At 59.8% G+C, this 19,361-nt stretch carries 19 protein-coding genes and 3 pseudogenes; 8 read left to right on the top strand and 14 right to left on the bottom strand.

Features of this window, described 5'->3' with window-relative positions:
- Positions 1-28: 28 nt before the first annotated feature.
- From RZR99_RS29240 to RZR99_RS29195, 11 genes and pseudogenes are all read right to left on the bottom strand, one after another.
- Positions 29-919: a LysR family transcriptional regulator gene (locus RZR99_RS29240; protein WP_323123257.1), complete on the bottom strand. Its 891-nt coding sequence runs from the start codon at positions 917-919 to the stop codon at positions 29-31.
- An 841-nt stretch (positions 920-1,760) separates the two neighbouring features.
- Positions 1,761-2,043: pseudogene (locus tag RZR99_RS29235) on the bottom strand (transposase); the annotation flags it as partial.
- 113 nt (positions 2,044-2,156) lie between these two features.
- On the bottom strand, positions 2,157-2,453 hold the full coding sequence (locus RZR99_RS29230) for an H-NS histone family protein (RefSeq protein ID WP_323123256.1): 297 nt from the start codon (positions 2,451-2,453) through the stop codon (positions 2,157-2,159).
- A 237-nt stretch (positions 2,454-2,690) separates the two neighbouring features.
- Entirely contained in the window at positions 2,691-2,924 is a 234-nt protein-coding gene (locus RZR99_RS33430) for an integrase core domain-containing protein (RefSeq protein WP_407655523.1), read from the bottom strand.
- A gap of 137 nt (positions 2,925-3,061) precedes the next feature.
- Positions 3,062-4,234: a pyrroloquinoline quinone biosynthesis protein PqqE gene (gene pqqE / locus RZR99_RS29225; RefSeq protein ID WP_323123255.1), complete on the bottom strand. Its 1,173-nt coding sequence runs from the start codon at positions 4,232-4,234 to the stop codon at positions 3,062-3,064.
- Entirely contained in the window at positions 4,206-4,481 is a 276-nt protein-coding gene (gene pqqD / locus RZR99_RS29220) for a pyrroloquinoline quinone biosynthesis peptide chaperone PqqD (protein WP_323123254.1), read from the bottom strand. The genes pqqE and pqqD overlap by 29 nt, the downstream gene beginning before the upstream one ends.
- Positions 4,478-5,242, bottom strand: a complete 765-nt coding sequence (gene pqqC, locus RZR99_RS29215) for a pyrroloquinoline-quinone synthase PqqC (protein WP_323123253.1) — start codon at positions 5,240-5,242, stop codon at positions 4,478-4,480. The genes pqqD and pqqC overlap by 4 nt, the downstream gene beginning before the upstream one ends.
- A gap of 94 nt (positions 5,243-5,336) precedes the next feature.
- Positions 5,337-6,248: a pyrroloquinoline quinone biosynthesis protein PqqB gene (gene pqqB / locus RZR99_RS29210; protein WP_323123252.1), complete on the bottom strand. Its 912-nt coding sequence runs from the start codon at positions 6,246-6,248 to the stop codon at positions 5,337-5,339.
- 82 nt (positions 6,249-6,330) lie between these two features.
- Entirely contained in the window at positions 6,331-6,402 is a 72-nt protein-coding gene (gene pqqA, locus RZR99_RS29205; RefSeq protein WP_323123271.1) for a pyrroloquinoline quinone precursor peptide PqqA, read from the bottom strand.
- Positions 6,403-6,515: 113 nt separating this feature from the next.
- Complete coding sequence (locus RZR99_RS29200) at positions 6,516-8,945, bottom strand: membrane-bound PQQ-dependent dehydrogenase, glucose/quinate/shikimate family (protein ID WP_323123251.1); 2,430 nt, start codon at positions 8,943-8,945, stop codon at positions 6,516-6,518.
- A gap of 122 nt (positions 8,946-9,067) precedes the next feature.
- Entirely contained in the window at positions 9,068-10,183 is a 1,116-nt protein-coding gene (locus tag RZR99_RS29195; protein ID WP_323123250.1) for an MFS transporter, read from the bottom strand.
- A 197-nt stretch (positions 10,184-10,380) separates the two neighbouring features.
- Between RZR99_RS29195 and RZR99_RS29185 the strand changes: the two genes are divergently transcribed.
- The 8 genes and pseudogenes from RZR99_RS29185 to RZR99_RS29150 form a co-directional block, all read left to right on the top strand.
- Positions 10,381-10,665: a hypothetical protein gene (locus tag RZR99_RS29185; RefSeq protein ID WP_323123272.1), complete on the top strand. Its 285-nt coding sequence runs from the start codon at positions 10,381-10,383 to the stop codon at positions 10,663-10,665.
- Positions 10,666-10,883: 218 nt separating this feature from the next.
- Positions 10,884-11,822, top strand: coding sequence for a ubiquinol oxidase subunit II (cyoA, locus tag RZR99_RS29180; RefSeq protein ID WP_323123249.1), 939 nt, complete (start codon positions 10,884-10,886; stop codon positions 11,820-11,822).
- Between the two features lie 91 nt (positions 11,823-11,913).
- Positions 11,914-13,890 carry a cytochrome o ubiquinol oxidase subunit I gene (cyoB, locus tag RZR99_RS29175; RefSeq protein ID WP_407655521.1) on the top strand — a complete coding sequence of 659 codons (1,977 nt, stop codon included), beginning with the start codon at positions 11,914-11,916 and terminating at the stop codon, positions 13,888-13,890.
- A complete protein-coding gene (gene cyoC / locus RZR99_RS29170) occupies positions 13,883-14,524 on the top strand; it encodes a cytochrome o ubiquinol oxidase subunit III (protein ID WP_323123247.1) in 642 nt (213 codons plus the stop codon). The genes cyoB and cyoC overlap by 8 nt, the downstream gene beginning before the upstream one ends.
- Complete coding sequence (cyoD, locus tag RZR99_RS29165) at positions 14,521-14,901, top strand: cytochrome o ubiquinol oxidase subunit IV (RefSeq protein WP_323123246.1); 381 nt, start codon at positions 14,521-14,523, stop codon at positions 14,899-14,901. Before cyoC ends, cyoD begins: the two co-directional genes overlap by 4 nt.
- A 9-nt stretch (positions 14,902-14,910) precedes the next feature.
- A complete protein-coding gene (locus RZR99_RS29160) occupies positions 14,911-15,681 on the top strand; it encodes an SURF1 family protein (RefSeq protein WP_323123245.1) in 771 nt (256 codons plus the stop codon).
- Between the two features lie 543 nt (positions 15,682-16,224).
- A complete protein-coding gene (locus RZR99_RS29155) occupies positions 16,225-16,668 on the top strand; it encodes a two pore domain potassium channel family protein (RefSeq protein ID WP_323123244.1) in 444 nt (147 codons plus the stop codon).
- A gap of 114 nt (positions 16,669-16,782) precedes the next feature.
- Positions 16,783-17,004: pseudogene (locus RZR99_RS29150) on the top strand (IS6 family transposase); the annotation flags it as partial.
- A 63-nt stretch (positions 17,005-17,067) separates the two neighbouring features.
- Here RZR99_RS29150 and RZR99_RS29145 read toward each other — a convergent pair.
- The 3 genes and pseudogenes from RZR99_RS29145 to RZR99_RS29135 form a co-directional block, all read right to left on the bottom strand.
- A pseudogene (locus RZR99_RS29145) lies at positions 17,068-17,511 on the bottom strand (IS3 family transposase); the annotation flags it as partial.
- Positions 17,512-17,788: 277 nt separating this feature from the next.
- On the bottom strand, positions 17,789-18,691 hold the full coding sequence (locus RZR99_RS29140; RefSeq protein ID WP_323123243.1) for a LysR family transcriptional regulator: 903 nt from the start codon (positions 18,689-18,691) through the stop codon (positions 17,789-17,791).
- Positions 18,692-19,032: 341 nt separating this feature from the next.
- The coding region (locus tag RZR99_RS29135) for a TolC family protein (RefSeq protein ID WP_323123242.1) at positions 19,033-19,361 on the bottom strand (329 nt) is incomplete at its 5' end.

Here is a 19,361-nt window from a genome sequence, read left to right as displayed (position 1 = left end):
CACTCATGGAACCCGCTGCCACGAAGCATCAGGCCGCGTCAGGCCTTTTCGCTTGTTCGATAAACGCACGCAGGTAATCGATACCCACGTCCGCCTCGCGCGCACCCAGATAGATGTGCTTGGCAATGCCGTTCTCGCCCAGCCGCACCGGCACCACATCCATCGTGTCCGCATATTCCAGCACCAGCCAGCGTGGCAGCGCAGCCACGCCGCGGCCGCTGGCGACCATCTGCAGCATGATGTCGGTGGTCTCGATCTCCTTGTGGCGCTTGGGCGTGATTCCGGCCGGCGCGAGGAACATGCTGTAGATATCCAGACGGTCGACCGGCACCGGGTAGGTCACCAGCACCTCATCGGTCAGTTGCTTGGGCTTGATGTATTCCTCCTTGGCCAGCTTGTGGTTGCCGGCAACGACCAGGACTTGCTCGTAGTCGAATACCGGTTCGAATACGAGGCCCGGCTTGTTCAGCGGATCGGGCGTGACCAGCAGGTCGATCTCGTAACCGAACAGCGCGCCGATGCCGCCGAACTGGAATTTCTGTTTTACGTCTACGTCCACATCCGGCCATGCGGCCAGATAGGGCGACACGATTTTCAACAGCCACTGGTAACAAGGGTGACATTCCATGCCGATGCGCAAGGTGCCGCGCTCACCCTGGGCGAACTGCCGCAAGCGTTCTTCGGCCAAATTCAGCTGTGGCAGTACCCGGTTGGCCACCGCCAGCAGGTATTGGCCGGCCTGGGTCAAGCGCAGGCTGCGGCCGTCACGCAGCCAGATGTCGGTGCCGAGCTGCTGTTCCAGTTTCTTCATGCTATGGCTCAAAGCCGACTGCGTCACGTGCAGGACGCCGGCGGCGGCGGTCAGCGAACCTTGCTTTTCCACCTCCTGCACGATGGACAAATGAATACGATCAAGCATGATGAATGAGAAAAATTCATGTTTTGTTGTGATAAGACAATCTTACTTCATCATTCGCGCTCTTGCGATCCGTCGATTGAAGGACGTCTGCGGAGAGCTGTGGACTCGCAGAAAAGAGGGCCTAGGCCCCCAAGACAGATCAAGGACATTCTCGGGAAAGTCGTCTATGGGAATGCCACGGCCCTGCCTTGGTATCTCGACGGAACTCGACGACAAGCCGCGCCGTGGACGGGCGTTTCAGCGGCCAGCACGGTCGACACGACTTGTGCTCCAAAGGTACGAACCTTGGCTATCAGCCTGGGAACCGTTGATATCGGGGGGACGAACCGGAGACCTGCTGCGTTACGTCGCATCGCTCGATGCCGGTGCGGCTGGAGAGACGACATCGTGAACGGTGTCCGCGTCAGGCCAGTACGACCGCCAACGGGGAGTCGGCTAGTCTCATCGATTGATTGAAGTTTGGCGGGTATTTGATGCCGAAAGGATCCGCCATACGCGAAAGAGGCACTCAGCAATGCTTGTGGCGGACATTGCGTCGCCGCAACGCTTGTGCCTGACCATCGCCGCGCAGTTTGCGACGACTCCGCACTTGGTAGAGGGCGGTTTCACGTTCCATCCACCGGTCATGGTGCGTTCAATGGTAGCGGGACATGCGAATCTGCCGAACCTAATCAGCGGACCTGCACTCGTCGTGCCGGATCAGGTACGACTATGCTCGTGCCGTTGCCGTGTTGCTCGCTGAATACACTGCCGTCGAACCGCGCCACGATATCGGCCTGCAATGCCATATGCGGTCCGGTGCCGACCGATAACGATCGGCGCTGGGGCTTATGCCGCCCTTCCGGCGTGACGGTACGCCCACCATCTTTCTCGCAACGCCTCGCGCGTAACTTGGCTTGCCACCAGCGATTCGGCAGGTCGCTTCTTCAACCACGCGTTCTCGGACGCCAACTCCTTCAGGAGCTTCGCGTCCGGCACGCTCATGCCGCAGGATTTTCTGCGCCAAACGTAGTAATAGCTGGCTTCGCGAAAGGCGTGCCGGCAGTACAGATCTTGACCGATCACCCTCTCTCGGAGTCCCGCAGAAAGCCGATGATCTGCTCTTCGGTAAATCGCTCCTTCATGTCCAATCTCCTGCTTACCTGATTGGACTCTAATTCGGTATGCTACTCAAATTTGGAGAGACTTCGCACTGACGACACGACTCCATGCGCAATAAACTTGTAACCTGCAGCCGCTATTTGTTGATCAGGAAGCGATCGCGGTTCTTGGCGTCTTTTATCCAAACCGGCGCACGGCCGCGGCCACTCCACGTCTCACCGGTCTTGGGGTTCCGATACTTGGCCGCTACCGCTCCGGCCGTTTTGTTCGCACGGTGCCGGCCAAAAATTTGTTCCGAGGTAATGCCATACTCGGCGACCTTCTCGCGAAGGTCTGCAACAATCGCTTCCAGTTCAACGATTCGCGCTGCTTCCGCCTCCTCTTGCAGTTTTTGAAGTTGAGCCTTTAGATCCTTGTAATTTCTCGTTGCCATCGCATACCTCCATAAAAGTTGGACACATGGGTGCATCGCAATCAATTATGTCACCTAGCGATCATATCAATCAAAATTTATTGATGTTTTTTAGTAAAAATACGGTAGTAGTCCTATAAAATAGATGTCAGCTCATTACCTCTGAAGTAGGGGCCAAGGTGTAGAAAGCCGAATAAGACGGACAGCGGTCTAAAAAAGAAGGCCTTGCAATTCCTGTTTAGTAATCCAAAACTCGCTCTAGAGCCAGTTTCCTGGCGTTTTGGACCCAATCATCCCCGGAACACGCACCAAGTGACGGGCGAATTCGGCCGGCGCCAACTCGTCGAGAGCCGAGTGAGGATTGCTCTCGTTGTCATCCCGGCACCACGCCTCGACGATCGCCTCGGCTTCACCCAGGGTTTCGAGCCAAGGCAGGTTCAAGCACTCGCCGCGAAATGAGCCGCTAAGCTCGAACGCACTGTCGACGCCCAATCCATTTGACCCGTCGCGCGTTTAGCGCCAGATTCGGCAGCAGCCGACCTCCGGGCGACATTCTCTCCACAATAAGTTGGCATCCGACGCCGCGAACTCGACGAATTCTCATTGGGTCGCGATAGCATCGGCGGCGATCAGGTCCCGGCAAGTTCACCAGAATTCCGCGTGTTGCGAAACACGAGTTTCGTAACCGGCTGAAGAGGGGCGAGTGCGGCCTCGCGCGCTTTCAGGATCACGCCATGGTCAGTCGATTTGCTACAGACCGGATCCGCGTTACTCGCGTCGCCCGTCATCATGTACGCTTGGCAGCGGCATCCGCCGAAATCCTTGGTTTTTTCGTCGCACGACCGACACGGCTCCGGCATCCAGCTGTCGCCGCGGAAGCGATTGAAACCCGGTGAGTCATACCAAATGTGCCGTAGCGCGTGGTCGCGCACGTTCGGGAACGCGATCGGCAACTGCCGCGCGCCGTGGCACGGCAACGCGGTGCCGTCGGGCGTGACGATCAGGAACAGACTGCCCCAGCCGTTCATGCACGCCTTCGGCCGCTCCTCGTAATAGTCGGGCGTGACGAAGATCAGCTTGCACGGATTGTTTTCCGCGGCGAGCTTCGCGCGGTATTCGTTGGTCGTGCGTTCGGCGCGCGCGAGCTGCGCTCGGGTGGGCAGCAACGCGTTGCGGTTCAGGTACGCCCAGCCGTAGTACTGGCACGTCGCCAGCTCGACGTAATCGGCTTCGAGCGCGATGCACAGCTCGATGATCTTGTCGATGTCGTCGATGTTGTACCGATGCGTGACGAAATTCAACACCATCGGATAGCCGTGCGCCTTCACGGCGCGCGCCATCTCGAGCTTGTGCGCGAACGCCTTCTTCGAGCCGGCGAGCATGTTGCCGACGTCCGCATCGCTCGCCTGAAAGCTGATCTGGATGTGATCGAGGCCGGCCCGGTGAAAATCGACGATCTTCCGCTCGGTCAGGCCGATGCTCGACGTGATCAGGTTCGTGTAGTAGCCGAGCCGCCGGGCCTCGCCGATCAGCTCCGCGAGATCTGGCCGGACCAGCGGCTCGCCGCCGGAGAAACCGATCTGCGCGGCGCCCAGCCGGCGCGCCTCGGCCATCACCCCGATCCACTGCGCCGTATCGAGCTCCGCGCCCTGACGCGCGAAATCGAGCGGGTTCGAGCAGTACGGACATTGCAGCGGGCAGCGGTAGGTCAGCTCGGCCAGCAGCCAAAGCGGCAGGCCGACCGCAGGCGCCTGCGCGTCGGACGCCGCGGGGTCAGGCGAGTTCGATCCAGTGTTGGGCACGAGCGGCCTCCATGAAATCCTCGACATCCGCGCCCAGATCGGGCACGCCGGGGAATTGCCGTTCGAGGTGGGCGACGATGTCCGCGACGCTGCGCGCGCCGTCGATCAGTTGACCAATCGCGCTCGCGCTCTCGTTGAACTTGACCATCCCTTCGGGATAGAGCAGCACGTGCGCATGCTGGGCCGGCTCGAACTGAAAGCGAAATCCCCTCCGCCAGCGCGGCACACGATTCCGGTCGAAACTCATGGCGCGACTCCCGTGTGCCAGACACGCTGGCGAGTCACCGTATGGTATGGCGCCCGCTGCAGCTCGTAGGCCATCGACATGGCGTCGAGCATCGTCCACAGAACGTCGAGCTTGAATTGCAGAATCATCAGCATGCGCTGCTGGCTGTCGTATGTCGTGCAGTGCTGCAGCGTGATGGCCAGCCCGTGTTCGACGTCGCGCCGCGCCTGGCCGACGCGCGTGCGGAAATACGCGTAGCCGTCCGGCTCGATCCACGGGTAATGGCGCGGCCACGTGTCGAGGCGCGATTGATGGATCTGCGGGGCGAACAGCTCGGTCAGCGAGCTGCCGGCCGCCTCCTGCCAGGTCGCGCGGCGCGCGAAGTTCACGTAGGCGTCGACGGCGAAACGCACGCCCGGCAGCACGAGCGCCTGCGAACGCAATTGCTCGGCGGTCAGCCCCACCGCCTCGCCCAGCCGCAACCATGCCTCGATGCCGCCCTCATCGCCGGCGGCGCCGTCGTGGTCGATCAGACGCTGAACCCACTGGCGCCGCACGTCGCGGTCCGGACAGTTCGCGAGGATCGCCGCGTCTTTCATCGGGATGTTGAGCTGATAGTAAAAGCGGTTCGCGACCCAGCCCTGGATCTGCTCCCGCGTCGCCCGGCCTTCGTACATCGCGACGTGGTAGGGATGATGAATGTGATAGAAGGCGCCCTTCGCGCGCAGGGCTTGCTCGAACTGCTCGGGACTGAGTGCGGATTGACGGGGCGACGGTTCCATGACGTTCAAGAGCGGTAAATGACGGGATGGCAGGGTGGCTTGCGTCGCGCGGCAGACGGCCGGTTCGGCCGCGCGCTGATCGGAGAACGGCTATTCATAGCAGGATCTGCATCCCGTCGAATGCGACCTGAACGCCGCGCCGCGTCAGTTCCTCACGCTCGGCGGAGTGCTCGTCGAGAATCGGGTTGGTGTTGTTGACGTGAATCAGCACCTTGCGCGGCCCGGGTATCCGCGCAAACACGTCCAGCATGCCGCCGGGGCCGTTCAGCGCGAGATGGCCCATCTCGCGGCCGGTGCGGGCGCCGACGCCGCGACGCTGCATTTCGTCGTCATCCCACAGCGTGCCGTCTACCAGCAGACAGTCGGCCGCCTGCATGCGCCGCAGCAGCGCGTCGTCGACCTCGCCCAGACCCGGCGCATAGAACAGCGTACCGCCCGTGCGCAGGTCTTCCACCCAGAGGCCGATGTTGTCGCCCGGATGGGGATCGAAGCGGTGCGGAGAATAAGGCGGCGCCGCGCTGCGCAACGGGCATGGCGTGAACCGCAGGTTCGGGCACGCGGGCACGACGAACCTCCCGTCCAGCTCGATGCGATGCCAGCACAGGCCGCCATTCCAGGGCTTCAGCATTTCAAACAGCGGAAAACCGGTGCTCAGGTCCTGATGGACCTGAGCGGTACACCATACCTGCAGCGGGCAGCCCTCGCGCAAGCTCAGCAGGCCGGTGGTGTGGTCGATCTGGCTGTCCATCAGCACGATCGCGCCGATCCCCGTGTCGCGCAGCGCGCGGCCCGGCTGCATCGGCGCGAACCCTTGCAGCTGCGCGCGGATATCGGGCGACGCGTTGCACAGCACCCAGTTCACGCCGTCGTCGGACAGCGCGATCGACGACTGGGTGCGCGCCCGCGCGTCGACCGTGCCGTCGCGAAATCCCGCGCAATTCGCGCAGTTGCAGTTCCATTGCGGAAAACCGCCGCCGGCGGCCGATCCCAGGATGTGTACGAGCATGATTGTCCGGCAAGAATCCGACACGGTGGCCCGGCGAAAAAAAGCCTCGGCTAGCCGAGGCTTTCCTTGCCGTGCGTCGAGATCAGCGATTCGAAATGTACATCGTGACTTCAAAACCGAGACGGAGATCGGTGTAAGCGGGCTTGGTCCACATGAGAGGCTCCTTTGCAAATTAACTGACAGGGGTGAAACGGTGATCCACGCGAATCCGGCTTGAGCGGCGCCGAGCCACGATCGATCGGCGGTTCGCGTTGCCGTCGGACGACTTCAATGACTCGCCTGCCCGGGGTCCGCATGATCCGGCAACGCGTAAGCCACGAGCGCATCGGTCACGGGGGTGCGCATGAAGTGGTGGCCGCCCGCCATGATGACCAGATATTGCTTGCCATTGACGGAATAGGTCATCGGCGTGGCCTGCCCGCCGCCCGGCAGCACGTCGCTCCACACCACCTTGCCGGTCTTCATGTCGATCGCGCGAATGAGGTTGTCCGTCGCGGCCGCCACGAACACCAGCCCGCCGGCCGTGATGATGGGGCCGCCGTTGTTCGGCGTGCCGACCTCCATCGGCATATAGGTCGGTAGTCCGAACGGACCGTTCGCCCGCGCCGTCCCGAGCGGATGCTGCCAGATGACCTGGCGGGTGTGCATGTCGATCGCGGTGATCATTCCGTACGGCGGCTCGTTGCACAGCACTTCGGTGAGCGGATTCATGAACGGCTGAACGTCGATGCCGTACGGCGTATCGGCCATGGCGCCCGGCCCTTCCGCGCCCGACTTGTCGGTATGCCGCGGGTCGTCGATCGAATACAAGCCCATGGCATTCGCCTCCTTGCGCGGCAGCAACCGGTCGTACATCGGCGTGTTGTTCCAGTTCGCGATCAGCACGCCGTTATTCGGGTTGTAGGCCATGCTGCCCCAATCGCTCCCACCGTTGTAGCCGGGGTACTCGATCCAGGATTGGTTGATGACAGGCGGCGTGAATTCGCCAACGTAATGCGCCTGGCGAAACTTGATCCGGCAGTACAACTGATCAAACGGCGTCATCCCCCACATATTCTTCTCCTGCAGGTCGGCGAAGCCAAGGCGGGGCATCCCGGGCGACCAGGGCTGCGTCGGCGTACGCGGATCGTTCGGCACGTCGCCTTGCGGAGCAGGGCGTTCCTCGACCGGCAACAGTGGCTTGCCGTTACGCCGATCCACCACGAAAGTCTGCCCGCGCTTGGTCGGAATGATCATGGCCGGTACCGCGCCACCCGACGCCGGATACTGGAAGAGCGTCGGCTGCGAACCCATGTCGTAGTCCCAGACATCCTTGTGGACGGTCTGGAACACCCAGCGCTCTTCGCCGGTGCTCGCATCCAACGCGACAATGGAAGACGCCACGCGATTCTCGGCGGGCGTTCTCATGGCGCTGTAGTAATCCGCCGCGGAATTCCCGGTCGGGACATAGATCATGTTCAGATCCTCGTCGCCCACCATCGGCCCCCACGAATTCGGCGTACCGCGGCTGTACTGCTCGCCGGGACCCGGCTCGCCGCGCTGGCCGGGGCGATTCACGTCCCACGCCCACTTGAACGCGCCGGTATCGGCGTCGTAGCCGCGGATGACGCCCGACGGCGCCCAGCGGCGCTGGCCGTCCAGCACCTGGTGGTTGGCGACGATCGTCCCCTTGACGATGACGGGCGGCGAGGTCATGGCGACAAAACCCGGCACGGTCTCGCCCAGCCCCTTCAGCAGGCTGACTTGCCCATTCTCGCCGAAGCCCTTGCAGAATTCGCCTGTCCCCGCGTCGACCGCGATCAAGCGGCCGTCGATCGTGCCTTCGATGATCTTTTCGTGGCACGGCTGGCCGCTGGGAATCGTCGTCGAGACATGATGCACCAGCCCGCGACATGCCGCCGAGTAGGGAACGCTCTTGTACTGCGTGCCGACGTCCCGGGTCCACACGGCCTTGCCGGTGCTCGGGTCGAGCTTCGCGAGGTTGTTCGTGGCCGTACACAGGTACAGGCTGTTGCCGACCTTGATCGGCGTTGTCTCGGCTGCCCACTTGTTCAGCTTGTCCTTGGGCGGCAGGTCACCCGTGTGATAAACCCAGGCGACCTTCAGCTTGCTCACATTGCCCGCATTGATCTGGGTAAGCGGCGAATAGCGCGTTGCGTCCACATCGCGCCCGTAATGCGCCCAATCGGTGTCGGGTTGATTCGATCGCTGCGCCGCCTGCTTGCCGCCGTCGGATACGAGCGGTTCCGTCGACATCGAGGCCGGCGACAAGTAACTCTCTTGCGGAACAAATGACAGGACGAAAGCCCCACCGGCGAATAAAACACAGACACCGGCGAATAACTTGGCCCAGCCTCGCCCCAGATTGGTTCGTCCGTCCTTGCTCACCAGCCTGGGAATCATGAGCGCGACGAAGAAGCCCAGCCCCGTGATGAAACCCATGCGAGGCACCCAGCCCCACAAGCGCGTCGCCGTTTCGTACAAGGTCCAGAGCAGGCTGATCAGGTAACCGAGCCCGAACACCCAGGCCCCTTGCATGCGCCTGCGCCACAGCAGGATTCCGGACCAGGCGAAGATAATGCCCGCCACCAGATAGTACGGACTGCCACCCAGCGACAACAGCCAAATGCCGCCGACCGCCAGTCCCAGACCGCTGATCGCCACGGCTACCGCGATCAAGCGGTCCCATGCACTCAAAAATCGACTCGACTGAACTCGTTCACCAGACATAGACACCTCTGATTCTTATTTTATGAACAATCAAAACTGATCGGCTCGCAATAGCTTCTTCGATTCTCAAAAAACGGAATGCCTTGATATCAACCATTGCCGGCCAGCAACGAACGAGTCAACCGCAACGACACGAGCGTGCAGACCACACCGGAAATCAGATAGCCGGTCAGCGACACGAGTCCGAACATATTCGAGAGCGTCAACACCGTCAGAGGCGCGAATGCGGCCCCGATGAGCCACGCCATGTCGGTTGTGATGGCAGCACCGGTATAGCGTAAATGCGTGCTGAACAATGGCGCGGCCAAGCCCGCCGATTGCCCGTACGACAGCCCCAGCAACGTGAAACCCAGGACAATGAATACGGCTTGGGCCGTGTGTCCGTCCAGCAGCCAAGGCGCGACCAATCCATATACGCCGATCAGCACGGCCGCCCCGGCCAGCGTCCTATTCCGTCCGACTCGATCCGCAATCCATCCGGACGCGATCATGCCTGCCATGAAGAAAAACGCGCCGATCACCTGTATCGACAGGATGCGATCGATATCGGACAGGTTGTGCATCGACACCCAGGAAAGCGGGAAGATCGTCACCAGATAGTAAAGAGCGCAGCTCGCCAACGCGGAAAACGCGCCCAGCCAGACGACATGACGTTGATGTCCGAACACTTCCCTGACAGAGACCGGAGCGAGCGCCCGCGCATGGAACTGCTCGGCATACTCGCGCGCGATAACCAGACGCAGGCGAGCAAACAGCGCCACGACATTAATGGCAAACAGGACGAAGAACGGGTAACGCCAGCCCCAATCGGTGAAATCCGCTTCGCTCAATTGCATGTGCAGATACAAATACAGCGACGTCGCGATGACGGCTCCCACCGGATCGCCGAGCTGAACCATCGCCGCATATCGGCCGTGCTTCTTGGCGGGCACGCTCAACGCGAGCAACGACGCCAATCCGTCCCAGCTGCCGCCCTGGGCGAATCCCTGCATCAGACGCAGCAAGGCGAGCAAGAAGATCGACCAGCCGCCAATGACGGCATATCCGGGCACGAAGGCGATGCAAACCGTGGAGAACCCAAGCAGAAACAACGCGGCGCTCAGCTTGGTGCCCACTCCCAGCTTGCGCTGCACGCCCATGAACAGCGCGGTTCCAAATGGACGCGCAATAAACGCAAGCGCGAAAATGGCAAACGACCCCAGCATGCCCTGAAACTGATCGGTAAACGGAAAGAACAGCTTCGGAAACACCAGAACGCAAGCAATGCCGAACACAAAGAAACTGACGGTTTCCGAGGCGCGCCCGATGATCACGCCAATAGCANATGGCAAACGACCCCAGCATGCCCTGAAACTGATCGGTAAACGGAAAGAACAGCTTCGGAAACACCAGAACGCAAGCAATGCCGAACACAAAGAAACTGACGGTTTCCGAGGCGCGCCCGATGATCACGCCAATAGCAATCTCGCCCGGCTTGGGTGGATGGCTCGGTCGTTCCAGCCCCGACGTTTCATTCAACGACGTGCTGGAATTCGCGCTTGCTGGAACGACGCCTCTGGAAGACATATATGCGTGCTTGCCTCGTGAACGACAAAACATAAGCACCCTACCATCACAGCGTATCGCGATTCAATTAATTTTCAGAAAATTAAATTTTATATCCGCCGACCACAACAATATATTTTGAATTCACAACAATTGATTGCCTACCATTCATATTTATTTAAGACAATATATTCTCATTGCCAATTCATGAATTATCAATTCCTCGTATCCAAGTAATTCGCAAGGAATTCTGATCGACTAATTCTTTATCTCGGTAGATACTCCGACACATTCCGATCAGTCTCGACGAAGCGGGATCGGCAACGCGAACACATCTGCGACAGCAAGGTCATTGTCTCCATGCTCAAGAAAGCTCTGCTCGTAGTCGGCACCCTCTCCCTGAGCGGCTGTCAGTCCATCGTGCTTTCGCCCATCGGCGACATCGCCCTTCAGCAGCGGGACATCATCCTTACCGCCACCTGGCTGATGCTGCTCGTCGTCGTGCCGGTCATTCTGCTGACGCTGTTTTTCGCATGGCGCTATCGCGCGTCGAACCGGACTGCCCGCTACGAGCCCGAATGGAGCCACTCCACGCTGCTCGAACTCCTGATCTGGTCCGTGCCGCTCGTCATCATCATCGCGCTCGGCGCGCTGACCTGGGTGATGACCCATCGTTTGGATCCCTACCGTCCGCTGGACCGGGTAAGCGAAGGACGTCCCGTTCCGCCGGCGCAGAAGCCGCTGGTGATACAGGCTATCGCGCTGGACTGGAAATGGCTGTTCGTGTACCCCGAGCTAGGCATCGCCGTCGTCAACGAGGTGGCGGCGCCGGTGGACAGACCGATCGAATTTCGCATCACGTCGACCACGGTGATGAACTCGCTGTCCATTCCCGCGCTGGCAGGCCAGATCTATGCGATGCCGCACATGCAAACCACGCTGCACGCGATCGCAAACGCGCCCGGCAGCTACGAAGGCTTTTCCGGCAATTACAGCGGCGCGGGGTTTTCACAGATGCGCTTCCGCTTCCTTGGCCTGAACCATGCGGGGTTCGATCGATGGGTCGCTCAGGCGAAGGCGACGAGCGCCGCGCTCGATCGCCCGACCTATTTGTCGTTGGCACAGCCCAGTATTGGTGCGCCCGTGCAGCGCTTCGGCGCCGTGATGCCGAATTTGTTCGACGCGGTCCTGATGCCGCGCGAAGCGGCCGGCGCCCTGTGCGTCGAAACGCCCTCCGGCCAGCAGCCGGCGCCGAAGCCCGGCGCCGCGACCGCATCGCGCGTCGCCACCCGCGGATAGGCCGCGAGCGCCGCGCATCCCGCCACCCGCCCCATCCGATCACCCGCTCAACTGGAACAACATGAATAGTCCATCGGATCTCAGCCAACTCATGTTCGGTCGACTGACCTGGGAGGCGTTGCCACTGCATGTCCCCATCGTCCTGACAACGATGGTCGGCGTGATCGTCATCGGTCTCGCGCTCGTCGGCGTGATCACGTACTTCAAGCTGTGGGGGTACCTGTGGCGCGAGTGGTTCACCAGCGTCGACCACAAGCGCATCGGCATCATGTACATGATCCTGGGCACCGTGATGCTGCTGCGCGGATTCGCCGATGCGCTCATGATGCGCTCCCAGCAGGCGATCTCGTTCGGCGAGAACATGGGCTACCTGCCGCCCGAGCACTACGACCAGATCTTCACCGCGCATGGCGTGATCATGATCTTCTTCGTCGGCATGGCCATGGTGACCGGCTTGATGAATTTCGTCGTGCCGCTGCAGATCGGCTCGCGTGACGTGGCCTTTCCGTTCCTGAACAACTTCAGCTTCTGGATGACCACCGCGGGCGCGGTGCTGATCATGCTGTCGCTGTTCGTCGGCGAATTCGCCAAGACCGGCTGGCTCGCCTATCCGCCCTTATCGGAATTGACCACCAGTCCCGACGTCGGGGTCGACTACTACATATGGTCGCTGCAGTTGTCCGGGGTAGGCACGCTGCTGTCCGGGATCAACCTGCTGGTCACGATCATCAAGATGCGCGCACCCGGCATGACTATGATGCGCATGCCCGTCTTCGCGTGGACCTCGCTGTGCACCAACGTGCTCATCGTCGCGTCGTTCCCGGTCCTGACCGCGGTGCTTGCGCTGCTCGCGGCCGACCGCTATCTCGGCATGAACTTCTTCACGACCGAGCTGGGCGGCAACGCAATGATGTACGTCAGCCTGATCTGGATCTGGGGCCATCCCGAGGTGTACATCCTGATCCTGCCCGCCTTCGGGATTTTCTCCGAGGTCGTTTCCACGTTCGCGGGCAAACGCCTGTTCGGCTATACCTCGATGGTGTACGCCACCATCGTGATCACCGTGCTCGCCTACCTCGTCTGGCTGCATCACTTCTTTACCATGGGTTCCGGCGCGAGCGTCAATTCGTTCTTCGGCATCACGACGATGATCATCTCGATCCCCACCGGCGCGAAGATGTTCAACTGGCTGTTCACCATGTACCGGGGGCGCATCCGCTACGAGGTGCCGATGATGTGGGCGGTGGGGTTCATGGTGACCTTCGCGATCGGCGGCATGACGGGGGTCTTGCTGGCCGTTCCGCCCGCCGACTTCGTGCTGCACAACAGCCTGTTCCTGATCGCACATTTTCATAACGTGATCATTGGCGGCGTACTGTTCGGCATGTTCGCGGGGATCAACTTCTGGTTCCCGAAGGCATTCGGATGGAAGCTGGATCCCTTCTGGGGCAAATGTTCGTTCTGGTTCTGGCTGATCGGCTTCTACTTCGCCTTCATGCCGCTGTACGTGCTCGGCCTGATGGGCGTGACGCGTCGCATGAGCCACTTCGACGACCCGTCGCTGCAGATATGGTTCATCGCGGCGGCCTTCGGCGCCGCGCTGATTTTCTGCGGCATCGTCTGCATGCTGATCCAGTACTACGTGAGCTTCCGCAAGCGGGATCAACTGCGCGACGTCTCCGGAGACCCGTGGGACGGCCGCACGCTCGAATGGTCGACGTCGTCCCCGCCTCCCGAGTACAACTTCGCCTTCACCCCGCGAATTCAGGGCGACGAAGCCTGGTGGCAGATGAAAGCGCTCAACTACCGGCGCCCGCTGTCCGGATTCATTCCCATCCACATGCCCCGCAACACCGGAGCCGGGGTCGTTTTGTCCGCGATCGCCCTGACCCTCGCCTTTGCCCTCGTGTGGCGTATGTGGCCGCTCGCCGCCGTGTCGTTTGCCCTGCTGATCGCGGCGACGATCCGGCACACGTTCAACTACGACCGCGCCTACTACATTCCCGCGGACGAAGTAGCGCGGGTCGAGGCCGAACGCACCCGAGAACTCGCGCCCCATCATGGCTAATACGATCGCAACCGTCCCGTCCAATCCGTCCGGCGCCGACCTGTCGTCGCGGTTCTACGTCCCCAACGAGTACCACACGCCGAACGGCACATTGCTCGGGTTCTGGATCTACCTGATGAGCGACTGCCTCATCTTCGGATGCCTGTTCGCGACCTACAGTGTCCTCGGCCGCAACTACGCGGCCGGGCCGGCCGGACACGACGTCTTTTCTCTTCAGACCGTCGCGCTGAACACGGCAATGCTGCTCGTTTCGTCGATCACCTACGGCTTCGCCATGCTCGAGATGCATCGCAAGCGTCAGGCCGGCACGCTTATGTGGCTGGCGATCACCGGGCTGTTCGGGCTCGCCTTTCTGTATCTGGAACTGCGCGAGTTCGCACATCTGATCAACGACGGCGCGGGCCCGTGGCGCAGCGCCTTTCTGTCTTCCTTCTTCGCGCTGGTCGGCACGCACGGGCTTCATGTCACGTTCGGCATCGTCTGGCTCGTCACCCTGATGGTGCAGGTCAAGACCCACGGGCTGACTGCGGACAACCGCCGACGGCTGACTTGCCTGTCGATGTTCTGGCACTTTCTCGACGTCGTGTGGGTCGGCGTGTTTACCTTTGTCTATCTGATGGGAGTGATGCCATGAGTGCGCTGCAAACCGAGCACGACGAAGACGGCAGCGCCGACGCCGCGCCGCATGGCACGCTCAAGGGCTATCTCACAGGGTTCGTGCTGGCCGTCATCCTCACGGCCATCCCGTTCTGGGCCGTGGCCGGCAAACTGTTCGACGATCCGAACAACACACGGGTCTTGATCATTGTCCTCGCCGGCGTTCAGATCATCGTGCACATGGTGTATTTCCTGCACATGAACGCGAGATCGGAGCGCGGCTGGAATCTGCTGGCGCTCATCTTCACGACCATGCTCGTGGTTATCGCGTTGTCGGGGTCCATCTGGATCATGCATCACCTCGACCGCAACATGATGCCGCCGTCGATGCGCGACATGTCTCGCATTCCCTGAAATCACGCGGTGCGCGCGGATTCGATCGAGGCGGCAGTCATGGATCGTCGGCGGACAGGAAGATGGCTCATTCTTGCGCTGTGCGTCACGTCATTCGTCGCATTCGTCTCGCTCGGCTATTGGCAAATCGCACGTCGCGCGTGGAAGCACGACCTGATTGCGCGGATCGATGCGCACATGCGCGCCGCACCCGTACCCGCGCCGGATCCCGCACAGTGGCCCCGCATCACGGAGCGCGACGAGTATCGCCGCGTGTCCGTCACGGGCACGCTGCTCAACGCGCAGCAAACGCTGGTGCATGCATCCACCGCACTCGGCTACGGATACTGGGTAATGACGCCGCTGCGCCGTGTCGACGGCAGCATCGTGATGATCAATCGGGGCTACGTTCCGACCGGATGGTGTGGACATGATCATCCCTGCCCGGTAGGGATCGCGGAGACGGTCCGTGCCAGCGGACTGTTGCGTGTGAGCCAGCCCGAGACGTGGTTCAGCAAAAATGATCCGACAACGCACAACTGGCATACGCGGGATGTGGCGGCCATCGCCCGATCGCAAGGATTCAATGAGGTCGCGCCATACTTCATCGACATCGACGCGGATCCCCTCGCGCCGGCGGACAGTCCGGTCGGCGGTTTAACGCGTGTGTCCTTCCTCGACAATCACCTGATCTACGCCATCACTTGGTTCTTCCTCGCCGGCTTATCCATGGTGGGATCCGTCATCGTCTGGTCGGCCCCTGGGAGATGTGTCAGAGACAAAGCGTCTTCGGCAACTTGAGGAAGAGAATCGGCAGCCCAAGCGGCTGGTGGCGGAGCAAGCGCTAGATATCCAGGTGCCGAAGGCCGTTCTCGGGAAAAAGTGAGTTCGCCCGCGCAGCGCCAGGAAGTCGCGCAGTGAATGATTGAGCAGTACGACTGTTCGGGGCGCCGGATGTGCGCGCTCGTGGCGTGAATCGCCGGACGTTCCGAAGGCCGGTGCCGCCTGATGCGGATTACGAAGTGCGGCACGGCTGTGCGAGTTGACACAGGAACGGCCACGGTTTGGTCTCGCTCCCCCTTTGGGAGGGACTGGTCCAGAACGGCAAGCGCGCTGGGCGTGCCGTGCAGAAGGCTCTTTTGATTTAGTTTCAGGTGAATTTAAAATTTCAACAAGTAAAAATCAATCCTCTGATGATTATACGAGTCTTTGTCCGGATTGTCGAATGGATATTCATGAAAACATCTCCTCGCATCAGCGTAAAATTGCCATTTAAATAAATACTTACCAACTCCAATTAATACAGTTAATTTTCTTCAATTCATAAAAACTAAAGATACGGCGATGATGAGTTGGATTTTTGGATTGGCACTTAGCATTACATGCGTCTCCATACACGCTGCCGGCGTGGTGAGCCTAGCAATGCATACACAAACCTTTCATCAAAAATTGAAAAAATCAAGATGGAAGGAGCACCCCCTTCTCATATTAACAATTTATCTCGCGATTACTGGGCTGGGAATTGCATTGATGCACATTTTCGAGTCAATCATTTGGGCCGCAATTTATGTACACATTGGAGCAATAAATACATTTAGCGAAGCAATATTCTATTCAGCAGACACAATGTCAACGCGCGGCGCATCCGGGATTAGCATTGCCAAGCAGTGGAATATACTTGGAGCGATCGAAGCCACCAATGGCGTATTATTATTTGGAATGAGTGCAGCCTTTATTTTTGCGATTATGCAGGATGATTTTATGGATATGATAAGAAATCGAAGATGACGACTTGCGAACTATTGTTCTCTGATATTTGGCATTAGTGCACGGAAGAACCGCAGGGCGCCCCCATAGGGTATTGTCACGTTGATCAGGTGGTCGGTAGCATAGGAGGTCGAAATGAAAAAGCAATCGCTCGATCATGGACATCGATTCCCAGCGGCCATCATCAGTCAGACCCTGCGTTGGTATTTCCGCTTCCCGCTCAGCCTGCGCGACATCGAAGAACTCCTGTTCGAGCGTGGCGTCATGGTGAGTCATGAAACGATTCGCCGCGGGTGCGACAAGTTTGGGGCGGGTTTCGCCCATTGCGTCAAGGCTGCCCGGCGCAAGCCGGGCAGCCTTGGCTGTTGATTTCTACAGAGTCTTAACCCACCGGAGATGCGGCTATTTTCTTGGACTGATTTACGTCGTTAGGCCGAGGCTTTCACGGTACTCGATGGGGCTGAGATAGCCAAGGGAGCCCTTGATCCGTTTCTCGTTGTACCAGCGAACGTAGGCGTTCAGTACTTCAACGAACTCCGCGATGGTCGTCGAACGCCAGTCTCCTGGATAGAACATCTCGGTCTTTAGCCTGCCGAAGAATCCCTCACAGGCCGCGTTGTCTGGTGAGCAGGCTTTACGCGACATGGAGCGGGCCAGCTTAGCCTTTGCAACCCGCGATAGCCAGCCAGGCCAACGGTCGTGGCCACCCCGATCGGAATGCACGATCGGCGTCTCGTCGTCCTCGGTCACGGTCTCGATAGCCGCATCTAACATGGAATTCACGAGCTCTGCGTCGGGGCTTGTGCCAATCGACCAACTGACTATCATCCCATCGAAGCAGTCGATCATGGGCGATAAAAGAACACCAAGCACACATTCGGGCCACGTCGCCATGGGAGGAAATTTCATGTCTCCGCTCGGTGTGCCCAACGGCATGCATTCACGCCGCCTTCGCTGGACGCCTCGACGTAAAAGTCAACCAGGATGTGTCGCCGTACTTTCCTTGGTGATGCCTTCAGCTATGCGGCATCGATCGGAATAGAAGCGGACGTCCGGCGCCTAGCCTGCAACTCGCAGCTGCGGCCCATCCGAACACACCACGCTCATCCCTTGAGCTATATCTCCTTTCAACAAAACCCATTCAACAACTCTCACCCCTGCTTTGTTTAGTGTCGATATTTTCAAATAAATAATCCACGAACAACCGAACCTTGATCGGAAGATGTCGCCGATTCGGGTACGCAACATGCACCTCTGTATTCGATAGCTCATACTCGTTCAATACTCTTTTCAACGCCCCGGACGCGATGTCAGGACTAGCAATGTAATCCGGCAGTATCGCAACGCCGACGCCAAGCAGCGCAAGCCGATGAATCACCTCGACGCTGTCCGTCATCACCGTACTAGTCAGTTTCAATCTGATCAGATCCTTGTCATGGCTAAACTCATATTCATCCCGTCCCCAGCATGTTGCGGGCAACGCCAGACACGATTGCTTTGCGAGGTCGGAAGGGTGATCAGGTGTCCCATGATTTTCCAGATACCGCGGCGAGGCGCAGGCGATCATTTGCACATCGGTCAAATGCCGCGTCACCGTACTGCCATGACGCACTTGTTGAATGATTACCACACCCGCGTCGAAACCTTCGTCCACCAGGTCAATTTTCCGTCCTAAAAAAGTCACATCAGGGACGATATTTGGAAACGTCTCCATGAAGGACGGCAGCAATGGAATGATGTAGCGTTGGCCGAATCCGGGGGCGACCACAATTCGCAAGGTTCCTATCGGACCACGGCTACGCAACGAGACTTCTTGTTCCGCCAGGTCGAGATCGTCCAGCAATTGCTTGGCGCTCAGAAGATACTTTGAACCTGCTTCCGTCAACGAAAGTCTACGCGTGGTCCGATAGATGAGTCGGGCTCCTAATCTATTTTCCAACGCGACCACATGACGCGTAGCCACGGCTCTGGAGATCCCGATATAACCTGCCGCGCGCACAAAGCTGCCTAGCTCGGCAACTTTGACAAAGACCCGCATCGCCATTAGAAGATCCATTTCTTCCCTGATAAATTAAACTTTCAACTCATCCTGAAACTCATCGACCACTTAAAGACTTGTTTCAGACCAGGCTAAGCAGATCGAAGCCTGCCGATTCGAATCCAATCAAATCTTCAACCTCATCGCCGACACCTTCTCAACCGGCCGTTCTTATTGCAACCTCGGCTTTCACCTCCACGTGACCGCCCCGAACCGGAGCCCGGCATCGCTTCCTGGGGTCTTGATCTGCTTTTCGCCAAAAGCGCGCGAATGTCCGGTTTCTGGATCGGGGTTATTGAGGTTCGCGCCATCCCGCACCCTGAAACGCCCGAGGAACCATCTCGCCGTCACGGACTGGACCACCTCGGCTTGGCGTCGACCGAACCGGTCGCGAGCGCCAGCGCCGCCGCCGACGACAACGCGCCGCTATAACTGTCCGCATACGCGTTCTTCGCCGCCAGCAGCTGATTCTGCGCAAGCAGCGCGTCGGTCACCGAACCCGCACCGTGCCGATACGCGTCGAAGGCCGCGTCGTAAGTCGTCTGCGCAGCAGCGAGCAGCTCCTTCGCGGCAGCGTGCGCGCTCAGGCTCGTTTGCAGCGTGTTCTGCGCACCGACGATCTGCCGCACCGCCTCCTCCCGGCTCCTGGCGAGCCGGGTCGACGCGCTGTCCGCGT

This window comes from Burkholderia alba (genome assembly GCF_034721475.1).
GTDB classification, from domain to species: domain Bacteria; phylum Pseudomonadota; class Gammaproteobacteria; order Burkholderiales; family Burkholderiaceae; genus Burkholderia; species Burkholderia alba.
The sequence above is the reverse complement of the archived record's forward strand: the minus strand, read 5'-3'. Positions and strand labels throughout refer to the sequence as shown.